At 28.0% G+C, this 15,914-nt stretch carries 16 protein-coding genes and 1 tRNA gene; 14 read left to right on the top strand and 3 right to left on the bottom strand.

What is annotated here, in order from left to right; all coding sequences use genetic code 11:
• Positions 1 to 3: 3 nt before the first annotated feature.
• The gene (locus CQA44_RS06265) at positions 4 to 597 is read right to left on the bottom strand and encodes a hypothetical protein (protein WP_115546433.1); all 594 of its coding nucleotides are present in this window, start codon (positions 595 to 597) and stop codon (positions 4 to 6) included.
• Positions 598 to 746: 149 nt separating this feature from the next.
• On the opposite strand from CQA44_RS06265, the gene pheS reads away from it, so the two are divergent.
• From pheS to CQA44_RS06245, 4 genes are read left to right on the top strand one after another with little or no spacing between them, the layout of a single operon-like run.
• Complete coding sequence (gene pheS, locus CQA44_RS06260; RefSeq protein WP_181881806.1) at positions 747 to 1,745, top strand: phenylalanine--tRNA ligase subunit alpha; 999 nt, start codon at positions 747 to 749, stop codon at positions 1,743 to 1,745.
• Between the two features lies 1 nt (position 1,746).
• A complete protein-coding gene (gene pheT / locus CQA44_RS06255; RefSeq protein WP_115546432.1) occupies positions 1,747 to 4,086 on the top strand; it encodes a phenylalanine--tRNA ligase subunit beta in 2,340 nt (779 codons plus the stop codon).
• On the top strand, positions 4,083 to 5,453 hold the full coding sequence (gene aroA / locus CQA44_RS06250; RefSeq protein WP_115546431.1) for a 3-phosphoshikimate 1-carboxyvinyltransferase: 1,371 nt from the start codon (positions 4,083 to 4,085) through the stop codon (positions 5,451 to 5,453). Before pheT ends, aroA begins: the two co-directional genes overlap by 4 nt.
• On the top strand, positions 5,443 to 6,267 hold the full coding sequence (locus CQA44_RS06245) for a 4-hydroxy-3-methylbut-2-enyl diphosphate reductase (protein ID WP_115546430.1): 825 nt from the start codon (positions 5,443 to 5,445) through the stop codon (positions 6,265 to 6,267). The genes aroA and CQA44_RS06245 overlap by 11 nt, the downstream gene beginning before the upstream one ends.
• Before the next feature lie 22 nt (positions 6,268 to 6,289).
• On the opposite strand, the gene CQA44_RS06240 is transcribed toward CQA44_RS06245, so the two are convergent.
• Positions 6,290 to 6,365 (bottom strand) — tRNA-Ala (locus CQA44_RS06240).
• Positions 6,366 to 6,873: 508 nt separating this feature from the next.
• Positions 6,874 to 7,533 carry a DedA family protein gene (locus CQA44_RS06235; protein WP_115546429.1) on the bottom strand — a complete coding sequence of 220 codons (660 nt, stop codon included), beginning with the start codon at positions 7,531 to 7,533 and terminating at the stop codon, positions 6,874 to 6,876.
• Positions 7,534 to 7,590: 57 nt separating this feature from the next.
• On the opposite strand from CQA44_RS06235, the gene CQA44_RS06230 reads away from it, so the two are divergent.
• The 10 genes from CQA44_RS06230 to CQA44_RS06185 all read left to right on the top strand — a co-directional run bounded on the left by CQA44_RS06230 (position 7,591) and on the right by CQA44_RS06185 (position 15,900).
• Positions 7,591 to 8,382 carry a flagellar motor protein MotB gene (locus CQA44_RS06230; RefSeq protein WP_115546428.1) on the top strand — a complete coding sequence of 264 codons (792 nt, stop codon included), beginning with the start codon at positions 7,591 to 7,593 and terminating at the stop codon, positions 8,380 to 8,382.
• Positions 8,379 to 9,026 (top strand): carbonic anhydrase, encoded by a 648-nt coding sequence (locus CQA44_RS06225; RefSeq protein WP_115546427.1) that lies wholly within the window; start codon positions 8,379 to 8,381, stop codon positions 9,024 to 9,026. Before CQA44_RS06230 ends, CQA44_RS06225 begins: the two co-directional genes overlap by 4 nt.
• A 29-nt stretch (positions 9,027 to 9,055) precedes the next feature.
• On the top strand, positions 9,056 to 9,859 hold the full coding sequence (gene kdsA, locus CQA44_RS06220; RefSeq protein WP_115546426.1) for a 3-deoxy-8-phosphooctulonate synthase: 804 nt from the start codon (positions 9,056 to 9,058) through the stop codon (positions 9,857 to 9,859).
• A complete protein-coding gene (ribH, locus tag CQA44_RS06215; RefSeq protein WP_115546425.1) occupies positions 9,856 to 10,320 on the top strand; it encodes a 6,7-dimethyl-8-ribityllumazine synthase in 465 nt (154 codons plus the stop codon). Before kdsA ends, ribH begins: the two co-directional genes overlap by 4 nt.
• Positions 10,320 to 10,745: a transcription antitermination factor NusB gene (gene nusB / locus CQA44_RS06210; RefSeq protein WP_115546424.1), complete on the top strand. Its 426-nt coding sequence runs from the start codon at positions 10,320 to 10,322 to the stop codon at positions 10,743 to 10,745. The genes ribH and nusB overlap by 1 nt, the downstream gene beginning before the upstream one ends.
• Complete coding sequence (gene pyrF / locus CQA44_RS06205; RefSeq protein WP_220272146.1) at positions 10,732 to 11,463, top strand: orotidine-5'-phosphate decarboxylase; 732 nt, start codon at positions 10,732 to 10,734, stop codon at positions 11,461 to 11,463. The genes nusB and pyrF overlap by 14 nt, the downstream gene beginning before the upstream one ends.
• Positions 11,460 to 12,284: a pantoate--beta-alanine ligase gene (panC, locus tag CQA44_RS06200; protein ID WP_115546422.1), complete on the top strand. Its 825-nt coding sequence runs from the start codon at positions 11,460 to 11,462 to the stop codon at positions 12,282 to 12,284. The genes pyrF and panC overlap by 4 nt, the downstream gene beginning before the upstream one ends.
• Positions 12,285 to 12,305: 21 nt before the next feature.
• On the top strand, positions 12,306 to 13,505 hold the full coding sequence (locus tag CQA44_RS06195; protein WP_115546421.1) for an Opr family porin: 1,200 nt from the start codon (positions 12,306 to 12,308) through the stop codon (positions 13,503 to 13,505).
• A 9-nt stretch (positions 13,506 to 13,514) separates the two neighbouring features.
• Entirely contained in the window at positions 13,515 to 14,321 is an 807-nt protein-coding gene (locus CQA44_RS06190) for an isoprenylcysteine carboxylmethyltransferase family protein (RefSeq protein WP_115546420.1), read from the top strand.
• Positions 14,322 to 14,442: 121 nt separating this feature from the next.
• Positions 14,443 to 15,900 carry a DASS family sodium-coupled anion symporter gene (locus CQA44_RS06185; RefSeq protein WP_115546419.1) on the top strand — a complete coding sequence of 486 codons (1,458 nt, stop codon included), beginning with the start codon at positions 14,443 to 14,445 and terminating at the stop codon, positions 15,898 to 15,900.
• The last annotated feature ends 14 nt before the right edge of the window (positions 15,901 to 15,914 follow it).

Genomic DNA, 15,914 nt, shown 5'->3' with positions numbered 1-15,914 from the left:
TACCTAATCAAGTATAAGAGACTTTTTTTGCTTTACTAAATTATTAATTTCTTTTACTAAAGATAACGCATATAGCTTATTTATTTCCTCTTTAGTTTTTAATTTATCAAGCCAAGTTGCACAAATATCTTTTAGACTAACGCTTTGTGCTTTTTGTATATCAAAATAACTTGCTTGTGTTAAATATGCTGTTGTATAAGTAGCAATAGCAAAATCTGTAAGTTTTGAAATATAAGACCAACCATCATTTTGTTGTTTTACTTTTCCTATATAAATCATACACCCAAGTGCAAGCCTTGATGATACTTCCTCTGGATAAACCCTAATTTTACTAGGTTCTATATCTTTAAAAGTATTTTTCTTAAGCTCTAAGAGCTGACTATTTACAGAATCTCTTTGTATAAAAAAATCAACTATTTCTTTATCGCTAAGTCCAGAAGAACGCACTGCTGCAACATCATATCCATTTAAATTCTTAGATACATAATCTAGTATTTCTTTATCACTATAACCCTTCTTTCTAGCATCTACAAAGTCGAAATTAAGACCAAAAACCGATAAATTTAAAAACAATAAACACAAAAGAAACCTAAGCATTATTTTACCTCAATTAATTATTCAAATTATTTTGTAAATAATTATAGCAATCTTTGTGCCAAAATTATGAATTTATAAAATTTATATAAATTAAAAAATCTTTTTAATACAATTTCTAATTTAATTTCAAGTTTTATAAGGTTATTTCCGTGAAATGGGTAGAAAACACTATACAAAATATTAAAGATACTAAAACTTTAGTATCATTAGAAGATATTAGATTAAGTATTTTTGGCAAAAAAGGTTTAATAACAAATGAGTTTATTAAACTCAAAGAGCTAGATGGTGAGAGTAAAAAAGAGAGAGCAAAACAAATCAATACATCAAAGCAAATGCTAGAATCTGCATTATTAGAAGCTAAAGAAAAATTAACAAATTTAGAATTAGAACAAAAAATGAATAATGAAAAAATTGATACATCATTATTTAAAGGTAATTTATCACAAACTTATGGACACCCAATAAATATCACTTTTGATAAGATTATTGATTATTTTATTGGGGCAAATTTTACAATTTCTTATGGACCTTTAGTAGAAGATGATTTTCATAGTTTTGAAGCATTAAATCTACCTAAGTTTCACCCTGCAAGGGATATGCAAGATACATTTTATTTTAATGATGGAATGTTACTTCGTCCGCATACTTCGCCTGTGCAAATTAGAACAATGGAGAATAAAAATCTACCAATTAAGATAATAAGTCCAGGTGCAGTATTTAGAAGAGATTATGATATAACTCACTCACCAATGTTTCATCAAGTAGAGGGATTGGTTGTAGATAATGGAAATGGAATTAGTTTTGCAAATTTAAAACATATATTAGAAGATTTCTTAAAATATATGTTTGGCGATATAAAAATTAGGTTTCGCTCTAGCTTCTTTCCATTTACAGAGCCTAGTGCAGAAGTTGATATTAGCTGTATTTTTTGTAAAGGCAAAGGATGTAGGGTATGTAAAAATACAGGTTGGTTAGAAGTTCTAGGATGTGGGGTAGTTAATAATAATGTATTTAATGCTGTTGGTCTAAAAGATGTTAGCGGATACGCATTTGGATTAGGAGTAGAAAGATTTGCAATGTTATTATATGAAGTTAATGATTTAAGATCATTTTTTGAAACAGATTTAAGATTATTGGAGCAATTTTAAAATGAAATTTAGTAGAAATTTACTATCAAAACTTATTGATATATCCAAGATTGATGATGATAAGCTTTATAATACATTAAATGATATTGGTCTAGAAGTAGAATCTAAGCTTAACTTAACTATCCCAAAAGGTGTAGTTATAGGAAAAATACTAGAAAAGACAAAGCACCCAAATGCAGATAAATTAAATGTCTGTAAAGTTGATATTGGAAATGAAGTTTTACAAATAGTATGTGGTGCATCGAATGTAGAAAAAAGCCAATTTGTCCCTGTTGCAACTATCGATACAAGATTAGATAAATTAGTAATTAAAAAAAGCATAATTAGAGATATTGAGAGCTGTGGAATGATATGTTCTAGCACAGAGCTTGGATTACCTAAAATAGATGATGGTATTTTTGTATTAGATTCTAGTATTGGTGAGATAGTGCTAGGAAAAGAACTTTGTGAATATGAAATATTTAATGATAGTATTTTTGAAATAAACATAACACCAAATAGAGGTGATTGCTTAAGTTTGATTGGAATTGCTATGGATTTATCCGTAGTTTTTAATCTAAATTTAAAAATATTTAAAGAAAAAGAAAAGAAAAATGAAATAGCTCCTGGAATTGGTAGAATCTTAAATATACAATTTGAAAATAATTTAAATTCATCAGTATGTTACAAAGTAGTAAAACTGCAAGGGCTAATAAATACTGCGAGCCTAAAGCTAAATCTAGCATTTTGTGATATTTTAACTAATGATTTATTGCATAATATTATAAGATTTACTACATATATGACAGGGGTAATAATAAATGCTTATAAGTTTGACACTTACCAAGATATAGATGATAAGATTATTTTGAATATAAAAAGAGATGAAAATGGAATTGAGAGCGTATATTTTAAAGATAATAAACTATCTAGTATAGGTGCTTTTGCAAATTCTAAATATAGTGCGAATGAAAATTCAAGCTTAGTTGTATTCGAAGCAAGCTTTATTCCCTCTAACTATATATCCGAAGCAATATTTAATAATAATCTAAAAACTGATGAATATATCTCATATATTAGCAAAAGAGGCAGTTCTCCATTATTAGAAGATGGTATAGTATTCTTATCTTATGAGATTTCATCAATGTCAAATAGCATTATTTATTCATCTACACAACAATTACTTCAAAAATATCCACAACAAAGAATTTCTTTTAAATTTAATGATATAAATACAATAATTGGCAATACAATCAAGAATGAAGATATAGCTTCTATTTTAAAGAAAATGAACTTCACTATAAATTCTGCAGCAGATGATAGTTTTATTTCTGCTATACCTCCTTTACAAAGGCAGGATATAACTAGTATTCAAGATATTGCTGAAGAAATATTAAGGATTAAGGGGATTAATTCAATAGCTTCTATTCCACAAAATTTTAATCATTCAACTAATATTGATATAAACTATAAAATATATAAGATTAAGAGAAATATTGCACAAAAGGCAATAGCAAATAGATTCTTTGAGTGCATACATTATGTATTCTATCAAAAAGATATTCTTAAATCCTACAATCTACCTGTGTTAGAAGATAAACTAGATATTAAAAATCCAATTACAAATGAATTAAACACTCTTAGGAGTTCTCTAATACCTGCAATGTTAGATTCTGCTGTAAGAAATATAAATTATGGTTATGAAAGAATCGCATTATTTGAAATAGGAAGTATTTATGATGAATTAAGAAATGAATCTCAAAGTTTAGCTTTTGTAGTAAGTGAATATAAAGATATACCACAATACCCTAAAACAAAAGGAGAATTTTGGGATTTTTACTCATTTACATCACAAATAAGTGATATTATAGGTGAGTTTAGCCTAAAAAACACAATAAATGCAAATAATCTCTACCATAAAGGGATATGCTCTTGTATTAATAAAAATGGTGTTGAAATTGGTTTTATCGGTAAATTAAATCCATACATAGCAAATAAGCTAGAAATAAATAGCAATTGTTTTATTTGTGAAATTAAGCTTGAATATTTATTAAAAGTATTACAACCGCCAAAATTTAAAGAATTTTCTAAATATCAAAGTTTAAGCAGAGAATTTAGTATTCTAATTGATAAAAATATTAGTTTTGGTCAGATTAAAGAGGCTATTTTTAGACGAAATTTTAGCTATATTCAATCAATCATTCCTCTTGATATTTATACAAATGATAGGTTTGGCGATAAAATCAGTCTTAGTTTCAAAATAATATTTCAATCTAAAGATTCCACCCTAAAAACAGAAGAAATACAAAATAATGAAATAATAGAATTTTTAAAGCAAGAATTTAAGGCTATACTTAGATGAGAAATACAATATTAAAACCAACAATAACATCACCGATTAATGCAGTAATCGATAATATTGCAAGTGATAAATCAATATCACATAGAAGTATAATTTTTTCTTTCTTAAGTGCAAAAAAAAATAAAGTTAGAAATTTTTTGCTTGGAGAAGATACGCTAAATACATTAAAAATAGCAATGAAATTAGGAATGCAAGTAGAAATAAATAATGGAATAGAATCTAAAATTATAAACAGCATTGATAACATTAACAAAAATAGCAATATTAAAGAAATAACTTTGCTTAGAGATAAAAATATTATTATAGAGCCCAATGACTTATTAGATTGTGGAAATGCTGGGACTGCCATTAGACTTTATATAGGATTACTTGCTACTCAAAAAGGTTATTTTGTGCTAAGTGGAGATAAATATCTTCGCTCTCGCCCTATGAGTAGAATAATTGAACCTTTAAATAACATAGGTGCAAATATAACTGCAAGAAAGAATAATTCTCTAGCCCCTATCACTATAATTGGAAAAAACATAGAATCTTTTAATTACCACAGCAATATATCATCTGCTCAAGTAAAAAGTGCTATGATTTTATCTGCACTATTTGCTAAAAAAGAAAGTTACTTCAGTGAAATATCATTAAGTAGAGACCATAGTGAAAGAATGTTACTTGGAATGGGGGCAAAAATAGAGATAAATGATAATAAACTTATAATTTATCCTATAAAAAACTCTCTTAATCCACTTGATATTGATATTCCAGCAGATCCTTCAAGTGCATTTTATTTTGCCATTCTAGCTTTGATAGTAAAAGATTCTAAGATTACAATAAAAAATATGCTATTAAATAAAACTCGTATAGAAGCCTTTAGAGTGCTAGAAAAAATGGGGGCAAAAATAGAGATAACAAAAATTAGCTCACAGTATGAAGATATAGGCGATATTAGCATATCAAAAAAATCTACTCTAAAGGGTGTAAGTATATCTCAAAATATATCGTGGTTAATTGATGAAATACCTGCTCTTGCTATTATATTTGCATTTGCCAATGGAAAAAGTGAAATTAAAAATGCTAGTGAATTAAGAGTAAAAGAAAGTGATAGAATAAAAGCTACAATTTCGAATTTAATTAAATTTGGTGTAGATTGTAAAGAAAAAGACGATGGCTTTATTATTAATGGTGGATTTAAAATACCAAGCAAAAGGATACAAATTAATAGCTATGGAGACCATAGGATTGCTATGAGTTTTGCAGTAATTGGGGCATTATGTGAGGTTGAAATACTAGATTCCTCTTGTATTGATATATCTTTTCCAAACTTCTTAGATATTATTAAAAATTTTATGTATATGGAAAATATTAATGGAAATTAAAAGAGCAGCTAAATATGGATTTTGTTTTGGGGTAAAGAGGGCTATAAGACTAGCAGAACAAAATAAAAATGCAATTAGCATAGGACCACTAATCCACAATCAAAAAGAAATTGATAGATTAAAATTCAACTTTGGTGTAAATGTGAAAACAGATATTAATAATATTGACAATAATACTAGTGTTATTATACGCACACACGGAATTCAAAAAGATGATTTTAAAAAACTAAAAAACTCAAATATCAATATAGTTGATGCAACCTGCCCTTTTGTAAAAAAACCACAACAAATTTGTGAAGAAATGAGCAAAGAAGGGTATGAAATAATAATATTTGGTGATGAAAATCATCCAGAAGTAAAGGGAGTAGCAAGCTACTGCACAACGCCTTTTCAAGTAATATTAAATAAAAAAGATATTAAAAATATTAATAACAATTCAAAAATAGCTCTAATTTCTCAAACTACAAAAAATATTCATCATTTCTTAGAAGTAGCAAATCACTTAATAACTATTTGTCCTGAAGTAAGAGTTTTTAATACAATTTGTAATGCTACTTTTGAAAATCAAGAAGCAGCTAAAATACTTGCTCAAGAAGTAGATATTTTAATCGTTGTTGGGGGTAAAAATAGCTCAAACACAAAACAACTTTTAAATATATCACTTCAATATTGTAAAGATAGCTATTGTATAGAAGATGAAACAGAACTACAAAAAAAATGGTTTGATGGTAAAAAAGTATGTGGCATAACAGCAGGAGCTTCTACGCCTGATTGGATAATTGATAAGGTAGAATCTAAAATAAGAGAATTCTAAACTTTTATTTTAAAAATTATTATGGTGGAGTGTAGGGGGATTGAACCCCTGACCTCAACGCTGCCAGCGTTGTGCTCTCCCAGCTGAGCTAACACCCCTTTAAATAAAAAAATTATTGCTAATTATGCCTAATAATTTTAATCTTTTATATAGTTTTTAATAATTTTTATATACTTTTATAAATAATATTTAGCTTCTATTACTAAAGCAATTTGGTTTTCTGCCATCATTTAAGTAAATATATTAAGGTTTTTTATAAGCAATATTTTTAAAATGCTTAACATCTTGCTATCTTATAGCTTTCTTTAAAATTATATCAAGGTTGTATATCATTTGTATAAATAATGATTCTGCTTTTTGAATGTTAGTTTTAAAATGCTTATGTAAGTTCATTTATCTTTTACTTACTCAAAAAAAGCATTAGCAACAAGATTTTTCTATATAATAAAAGTAACAATAATTGCTATTTACTAGCTTAAATAATAAATGTTAAATATATAATATCTCTTTATACTTGTATTAATTACTTTATATATCATAGTTTTTAATTATATATAGCAAAAACTATAAATTCTTAGATTTTGATTACAAAAAATTTAATGTAATTTATTTCTTTTTGCTATAAAAAACATAAACACTAACAATTAAAGCAACACTAGCTAAACTAAAAATTACAGCTTGTGTTACATAGGATTTAATCTGCTCTTCTTCTTGTGTAAGATTGCTAGAAATAAATGTATGTATAATATCACCAACATTCATTTGGGCACTAAAAATTGCACCAACATAATATCCTAATATTGTTAATATAATAACCCAAATACCTGCACCAAAGCTAGTATAAAAGCTAAATTTTGCTAAATTCATCTTTGCAAGTCCTGCAGGTAAAGATATATACTGCCTAATCACAGGAATTAGCCTACCAACAAAAGTGCTAACTTCTCCGTGTTTTACAAAAAAATTCTCCATTTTATACATAGTATTCTCATCGAAAAAGAAATATTTTCCAAATTTAAGAACAAAGATTCTTCCAAATTTTAATGCTAAAAAATAATTAAATAAAGCCCCCACTAAAGAGCCTAATATTCCCATTAAAACAGCTATATATACATTCATCTCGCCTTTATATACCAAATACCCAGCAGGAATCATAACTACTTCTGAAGGAAATGGAAAAAAGCTAGATTCTAAAAACATCATAAAAAAAATGCCTATATATCCTAAGCTTCCTACTGTTTGTGTTATAAAACTGATTATATCTGCCATTTAAAAACTTTCAAGTTAAAATATTGTTATAATTGTATCAAAAATTCAAGGGTAAAAATGGCTAGAAAAAAACTAGAACCAAAGAAAAAACCAGATGGTCTTCCATTATGGTTAGGGACTTTTGGCGATTTAATGAGTTTGCTTTTAACATTTTTTATCTTGCTTTTATCTATGGCAACATTTGATAAAGAAAAGGTTAGACAAGCTGTTGGTTCATTACAAGGTGCATTATCAATATTAGAAAATGGTGTAGAAACAGAAATAACAAAACCAAGTGATATTCAAGCCTCACCAATAACTACTGATAGCCCAAAAGTAGATGTTATGAATATATTTGCTTCTCTAATGGCTGAATATTCAGAAATGACTGAGATTTCTAATGGTCCAGGTATTGGCTTAGAAGAATCCGAAGATGGATTTATTATTAGAATCCCTGATGACTTACTATTTAATATTTCTAGTGCGGCTATTTCAAATAATAGTGGTAAATTATTTCTACAACGTCTATCAATGGAAATAGAACATTACAAAGATATTTTAAATTTAAGAATTATAGGAAATACTGATAACTTACAATACAAAGAAGGAAGTCCTATCGATAATTGGGATTTATCAAATAAAAGGGCTTTAAGTGTGGCACAATATCTACTATCATTAGGAGTGCCATCAAATATAATGCAAGTTGGTGGAGATAGTTACTTTAATCCAATAGCTGATAATAATAATTCGGAAGGTAGGGCAAAAAATCGTAGAGTTGATATTAATTTTAGTTTTGTTGGTGATATAAAAGATAGAGAAATAAAAGCAAAAGAAATAATTAATAAAATACAAAATGAGGAAAATAAATGAGGGAACTCTTTGAGGGTGCTGTCAAATTTAAAGAAGAAGATTATTTAAATCATAAAGAATTATATGAGAATCTAAAACAAGAGCAAAATCCTCATACATTATTTATTTCTTGTGTAGATTCAAGGGTTGTACCAAATTTAATTACAAATACACTTCCTGGAGACTTATTTGTTATAAGAAATGTAGGCAATATAGTCCCTCCATACAAAGAAGATTCTAATATTAGAAGTGGATATTTAGCGACTACCTCTGCTATTGAATATGCACTAATTATATTAAATATAAAAAATATTATTATATGTGGTCATAGTAATTGTGGTGCTTGCTCTGCTATTTATGAAAGTAAGCAACAACTCTCCTCTACTCCCTATGTGCAAAAATGGCTTGAGCTACTAAACCCTGTAAAACAACGTGTAGAAGAGTTAAAACCAAATTCTATATCAAAAAGAGTATGGCTAACAGAACAAATTAATATTGAATATCAATTGGAGAACCTAATAACATATCCATTTGTAGAAGAAAAGTTTGATTCTGGTGAGCTTAATATTTATGGATGGTATTATATTATTGAGACAGGGGAGATTTTAAACTATAATATGATAAAAAGAGAATTTAGACCAATACAAAATAAATATCAAAAATAAAAATTAATTAATTTTTTAAGGATTAAGATATGACAAAGTTAATTTTAATGGCAGGACCTTGTGTAGTAGAAGGTTTAGATAAAATAAAAATTATTGCAAAAGACTTAAAAACTATTGCTAATAATCCAAAAATTGATTTCTATTTCAAAGCTAGTTTTGATAAAGCAAATAGAACTAGCTTGGAAAATTTTCGTGGTATTGGGATAAAAGAGGGACTAAAAGTTTTAAATGAAATAAAAAAAGAATTTGGCTATAAAATAATTACTGATATTCATGAGTGTTATCAAGTAGAATTAGCCGCTGAAGTTGCTGATATATTACAAATTCCTGCACTTCTTTGTCGTCAAACTGATTTGATAGTAGAATCTTCTAAAACAGATAAAATAATAAATATAAAAAAGGGGCAATTTATGAACCCTATTGATATGCAATATGCAATATTAAAAGCTATAAAAACCAGAGGTGGCGAGAATGCAGATTATGAAACATCAAAAAGATTAAATGTATGGCTAACAGAGAGGGGGAGTAGCTTTGGATATGGAAATTTAGTTGTTGATATGAGAAGTTTAATTATAATGAGAAAATTTGCTCCTGTAATTTTTGATGCAACGCATAGTGTGCAAATGCCCGGTATGGGTGGAGGAAAAAGCTCTGGGGATAGCTCATTTGCCCCAATACTAGCTAGGGCGGCTGCTGCCGTTGGTGTAGATGGATATTTCATTGAAACCCATAATGACCCTAAAAACGCACTTAGTGATGGAAGCAATATGATAGCTTCAAAGGATATAGATAGTTTATTAGATACATTAATCAAAATTAAGGAGTTAGTATGAAAATAATAGAAGGTGAATTAAAATTAAGTGGAAATGAAAAAATAGCTATCATTGCTTCAAGGTTTAATCACATAATAACTGATAGATTAACTGAAGGAGCAAGAGATAGCTTTATTAGACACGGAGGTAAAGAGGAGAATTTAGCTTTATTCTTAGTTCCCGGTGCATATGAAATTCCTTTTGTTTTAAATAATATTTTAACAAAAGGTAATTTTGATGGAATTTGTTGTATTGGTGCAGTAATTAGAGGAGCAACACCACATTTTGATTATGTAAGTGCTGAAGCTACAAAGGGTATTGCAAATACTACAATAAAACACAATGCTTGTGTTAGCTTTGGACTTCTAACTACTGATAGCATAGAACAAGCTATTGAGAGAGCTGGAAGTAAAGTTGGAAATAAAGGTTTTGAAGCTATGACTTCATTAATTGAATTAATCAATTTATACAAGAAAATTTAATGGCTACTAGAACTCACGCAAGAGAGATGGTAATTGAACTTTTATATGCTTATTCTTTAGGCAATGATAATATTTTTAAATTTGTAGATGAATTAATGAAAAATAGAAAAATAAGAAATGCTCAAGCTGACTTTGCAAAAGGACTATTTAATGGTGTTATAGAAAATCTAAGCACTATTGATAAAGCAATTAAAAGCACACTAAAAAGTTGGGATTTTGATAGATTAGGAATTATTGATAAGTGCATACTTAGACTAGGAGTTTATGAAATTTTATATAGCAACACCGATACCCCTATAATAATAAATGAAGCAATAGAAATTTCTAAGATTCTAGGTGATGATAATACTCCAAAATTTATAAATGGTGTATTAGATGCTGTAAATAAAAATGCTTCTAATAAAGATAAAAATGAGCAAAACTAAGCTAATCATAGCTCTTGATTTAGAGACTAGAGAACAAAATTTATCATTATGTAAGAATCTAGCTAAAAATAATTTAAATGATTTATACCTTAAAGTTGGACTTAGGAGCTTTATTAGAGATGGAGTTACTTTCATAAAAGAATTACAGGATCTTGGATTTAAAGTCTTTTTAGATTTAAAGCTTTATGATATACCAAACACAATGCTAGATTCTATAAAAGAGATTATAAAATTAAATGTATCTATGATTACGATACACGCTAGTAGCGGTAGGAGAGCAATGAGTGATATTGCAAACTATCTAAAAGATAATAGCTCTTCATTAGTATTTGCTGTCAGTGCTTTAACTAGCTTTAGTAAAGAAGAATTTAAAGAAATTTATAATGATGAAATTAATAAGGCGATATTAAATTTTTCTACTATTGCAAGTGAATGTGGTATTAATGGCATTGTATGCTCTCCTCTTGAGAGTGGATTTATAAAAAATAATATCAATAATATCCTAACTCTAACACCAGGAATACGCCCTATTAGCAGTGATTTTAATAATAGAATAATTATGGATGATTTCAAAGACGACCAAAAAAGAATCTCATCAATTAATGCTGCATTGAAACAAAAAAGTGATTTTATTGTCATTGGCAGGCCTATTTATAATAGTAAAGATCCAATTTTAATAACAAAATATATTATCTCTAAATTAAAGGAAGCCAAATGATAATTTTAAGAAGTATTAAAGAGCTAAAACAATGGAGAGAATCTCAAGATAATAACATAGGCTTTACTCCTACAATGGGGGCTTTACATAATGGGCATTTATCATTAATAGAGCAATCAAAAAAACATAACAATAAAAGCATTGTGTCTATATTTGTCAATCCTACACAATTTAGCATTAATGAGGATTTAAATAAATATCCTAGAAATGAAGAAAAAGATATAGAATTATGCAAAAATGCTGGGGTTGATGCTATCTTTATTCCTAGTGTAAATGAAATGTATCCACATAGTGATGAAACAAATTTAATTCCTCCTATAAATTTAGCTAATGTATTTGAAGGCTCAATTAGAAATGGACATTTTAGTGGAGTATTAAGGATTATAATAAAACTCTTTCATCTTATCAAGCCAAATAATGCGTATTTTGGGAAAAAAGACGCACAACAATTATTGATTATTAAAAAAATGGTGAATGATTTATTCCTAGATATTAATATAATTGGTTGTCCTATTATAAGAGATTGCAATAATCTTGCTCTAAGTTCTAGAAATACCTACCTAGATTCCGCTTCTTATAATCTAGCATTAAAAATCCCACAATCTATAAATCTAGTAAAAGAAGCTATAAAAAAAGGTGAAGTAGAATCTAATGTATTAGAAAATATTATAAAAAAAAATCTACTAGATTTTGATGTTGATTATTGCAATGTTGTAAATTATAATTTAGAGCCAATTCAAAAGATACAAAAAGATTCTTCTTTATTATTACTTGCAGTTAGGATTAATAATGTTAGATTACTAGATAATATATGGTTTTAATTTTCAAAAGAGGGGGAGTATTTGAAATTTTTTCTATTAATATTTTTATTCATTGCAAATATATATGCTAATAGTTTTATAGAGGCACTTAAAAATGGAAACAAAGAGGGTGATATAAACTTACTTTTTGACTACACTAGCTCAAAGCCAAACAAAAATAATAAATATCAAACAGGAGGATACCTAGCTACTACATTTGGACTTTATTACAAAAGTGCTTTTTATGAATATTTCAGAATTCACATTGGATTTCGTGGTGCATTGCCTCTATGGGAACAAAAGAAAAATGCTATTTATATAGGGGGAAAAGGGACTACAGCTAGAGATTTTTGGGATAACAATAAAGCTATGATTGCAAGAAGCTATTTAGAATATTTTGATGGTGATACTAGCATAAAAGCAGGAAGGATAGAAAATAGCACTGATATGCTCTTAAATCATTTTGATGGTGTGTGGATTAGCAATAAAAGCTTAGGTTATTTATTAATTGATGCAATATATATGAATCAATATGGAAAAGTGCTGGATAGAGACTTAAGTGGATTTGAAAAAATTAAGAGGTATGATAATTTAGGAAATATAATAGGGAATAGCAAATATGGTGGTGCTTATTATATAGGGCTTACTTTTGAAGTATTTAAATGGCTTAAACTTAAAGCCTATGGACTAACTTCTCCAAAAATTTATAGCTTTGTTGCAGCAAAAATACTAATTGATTTAGATTACTTTAATGCTTCAGCTGGTTTTATTAATGGATTTGAACATCAATATAGCAAGTTTAATAACAATAGTTACTTAGCCCATGCAGATATTGGTCTAAATTTTGATTCACAATATGGTAGATTCTATGGAAATATAGGCTATATAAATACCTCCAAAAATTCTGGTATAGGAAGTTTGCAAATTAGTGGAAATAGCTTTAATCCTTTTTTCTATTGGAGTGGTGATGCCCTAAATTATAACAGAGCACTAAATTTAGTATGGGGGAAAATTGGCTATAGTGCAAGCTTCTTAGATATATATTTGGTATATGGATATAATAATTTTAAGATTTTAAGAAATGATAATAAAAGATTTTCTCAAGGTGAAGTAAATCTTTATTTTGATTGGAGTATCACACCAATAACAAACATAATTATACATGTCTTAAATACACATAAAGGGAAAGAAGCTATACCAAATATAACTCAAGCGAGTATTATGTTTAAAATCAATTTATAAGGAGAGTTTATGAGACTTTGCGATAGATTTAAAAAAGATGGCGATTTTTTATTTAGAAATAGAAGCTATTTACCATTAATATTAATTCCTATCTTTATGTTTGTTATTTTTAGCTTTGGCTCACCTCTATATAAAATAGAAATAGTTAGTTATGTAAATGTATCTATAAAAGACATAATTAATAATTCAAATATTGGATATTACAATAATGCCTTAATTATCTTTGCTATCTTTGTTGGGCTTTTGGGACAAAGCATTAGAATATTAGTTGCTGGATTTGTCCCTAAAGATACTTCTGGACGCAATACAAAAGAACAAAAAGCATCTGTCTTAAATACAAAAGGCTTATATTCTACTTGCAGAAATCCACTATATTTAGGAAATTTTTTAATGATGCTTAGCCCTGTAATTTTGGTTGGGAATTGGATTTTTGTATTATTTTTTATAGTGATATTTTGGCTTTATTATGAGAGAATAATTTATGCAGAAGAAGCTTTTTTAAGCGAAAAATTTAAAGATGAATATATAATTTGGGCAAACAATACTCCTTGTTTTATTCCATCATTTAAAAACTATTCACATTCAAATTCAACATTCTCATTTAAATCAATGCTAAAAAGGGAATATCACTCACTCTTTGGTCTTGCTAGCTCACTTATCTTAGTAAATTATATAATTATTATAATAATGTTTGATTTTAAAATGTTACAACCTAGTTATATACTATGTGGCTTTTTTATAGTATGTTTAATCATTTATATAATATGTTTATTTTTAAGCAAAAAAACAAATATATTATTTGTAGAAAATAGATAAAATATTAAAAACAATTTAAAAACTTAAAAAATATTAAATCTAGCAATAAGGAGGTAACAAAAGAAAACAAAAGTAAAAATTTTAAAGTGGTTTTAAAACAATCAATTATTAGGAGGAAATTATGTTCTATGTCAAACTATTGGCACCCATTGTATTTGCGTTAGCATTGTATATTATTCCAACTCCAGAAGGCTTAAGCAATAATACTTGGCTTTATTTAAGTATTTTTATTGGGCTTATAATAGGGCTTATTTTAGAACCTATACCACCTGCGTTAATCGGAGTTATTGCTATTACCATAGCAGTTATTTTTAAAGTAGGACCTACGGGATCTGGAAATATTGAGACTATAATTAAAGATGCAGAAGCTATTAAGTGGGGACTAGCCGGCTTTTCAGATTCTGTTGTGTGGCTGATTTTTGCAGCTTTTACAATAGGGCTTGGTTTTTCAAAAACAGGATTAGGAGAAAGAATTGCCCTTTATCTTGTATCTAAACTTGGAAAATCTACACTTGGCTTAGGGTATGCTATTGCAATTGTAGATTTAATATTAGCTCCATTTATACCTAGCAACGCTGCTAGAAGTGGTGGAACTGTATATCCTGTTGTAACAAGTGTTGCACCAATGTTTGAAAGCTATGCAGATAAAAATCCTAGAAAAATTGGTGCTTATTTGATTTGGATAGGATTAGCTAGTGCTTGTGTTTCAAGCTCAATTTTTCTAACAGGACAAGCCCCAAACCCTCTTGCATTATCCCTTATTAATAAGGGAGGGGTTCAAGTAGTAGATTGGCTTAGCTGGTTTTTGGCGTTTTTACCAGTAGGAATTATACTTTTTATAATAACTCCATTACTTGGATACTTTATCTATCCACCAGAAATTCGTGGTTCAAAAGAAATAGCTATTTGGGCAAAGGAAAAATACAAAGCATTAGGGGCAATGCCAAAAAGCCAGATTTTTATGGTTATTATTGCATTAATCGGTCTAATACTTTGGATAGGAGCAAGTTTTTTTAAAATTAATGCTACAACAACAGCCTTAATTATGATAGTTTTAATGATAGCTTGTAAAGTTATTACTTGGCAGGATTTTTTAGGAAATAAAGCTGCTTGGAATACTCTTGTTTGGTTTGCAACTCTAGTTACTATGGCAGGAGGGTTAAAAAATGTAGGTTTCTTAGATTTTTTAGCTAATTCGCTAGGATCAAAGCTTTCTGGATACACTCCTTTTATAGCAATGATTTTACTGCTTTTGCTTTTCTCTTGGTTAAGATACTTTTTTGCTTCGGGTACAGCTTATGTAACTGCTATTATAGCTATCTTTGTAAGTCTTGCTAGTTCAATTAAAGGAGCAAATCCTGCCGAAATTATGTTAATTCTTGCTTTACCTATGGGATTTATGGGGGTTATTACTCCTTATGGAACAGGCTGTTCACCTTTATGGTTTGGTAGTAATTATATTAAAGGTCCTCAATTTTTCTTATTAGGTGGAATTTTTGCTTTTATATATATGGTAATATATATGTTAGTTGGAATCCCTTGGATTAAATTCATTTTCCCTTATCTCTCATTTCATTAATTTATATTTTCAAG

The organism is Helicobacter sp. MIT 14-3879, from assembly GCF_003364125.1.
The sequence above is the reverse complement of the archived record's forward strand: the minus strand, read 5'-3'. Positions and strand labels throughout refer to the sequence as shown.

Excerpts from the sequence above, each read along its gene's own strand:
- pheT (WP_115546432.1), top strand. The coding sequence starts at position 1,747 with ATGAAATTTAGTAGAAATTTACTATCAAAACTTATTGATATATCCAAG.
- CQA44_RS06190 (WP_115546420.1), top strand. The coding sequence starts at position 13,515 with ATGAGACTTTGCGATAGATTTAAAAAAGATGGCGATTTTTTATTTAGA.
- CQA44_RS06225 (WP_115546427.1), top strand. The coding sequence starts at position 8,379 with ATGAGGGAACTCTTTGAGGGTGCTGTCAAATTTAAAGAAGAAGATTAT.
- CQA44_RS06265 (WP_115546433.1), bottom strand. The coding sequence starts at position 597 with ATGCTTAGGTTTCTTTTGTGTTTATTGTTTTTAAATTTATCGGTTTTT.
- CQA44_RS06230 (WP_115546428.1), top strand. The coding sequence starts at position 7,591 with ATGGCTAGAAAAAAACTAGAACCAAAGAAAAAACCAGATGGTCTTCCA.
- ribH (WP_115546425.1), top strand. The coding sequence starts at position 9,856 with ATGAAAATAATAGAAGGTGAATTAAAATTAAGTGGAAATGAAAAAATA.
- pyrF (WP_220272146.1), top strand. The coding sequence starts at position 10,732 with ATGAGCAAAACTAAGCTAATCATAGCTCTTGATTTAGAGACTAGAGAA.
- nusB (WP_115546424.1), top strand. The coding sequence starts at position 10,320 with ATGGCTACTAGAACTCACGCAAGAGAGATGGTAATTGAACTTTTATAT.
- kdsA (WP_115546426.1), top strand. The coding sequence starts at position 9,056 with ATGACAAAGTTAATTTTAATGGCAGGACCTTGTGTAGTAGAAGGTTTA.
- panC (WP_115546422.1), top strand. The coding sequence starts at position 11,460 with ATGATAATTTTAAGAAGTATTAAAGAGCTAAAACAATGGAGAGAATCT.
- aroA (WP_115546431.1), top strand. The coding sequence starts at position 4,083 with ATGAGAAATACAATATTAAAACCAACAATAACATCACCGATTAATGCA.
- CQA44_RS06235 (WP_115546429.1), bottom strand. The coding sequence starts at position 7,533 with ATGGCAGATATAATCAGTTTTATAACACAAACAGTAGGAAGCTTAGGA.
- CQA44_RS06185 (WP_115546419.1), top strand. The coding sequence starts at position 14,443 with ATGTTCTATGTCAAACTATTGGCACCCATTGTATTTGCGTTAGCATTG.
- CQA44_RS06245 (WP_115546430.1), top strand. The coding sequence starts at position 5,443 with ATGGAAATTAAAAGAGCAGCTAAATATGGATTTTGTTTTGGGGTAAAG.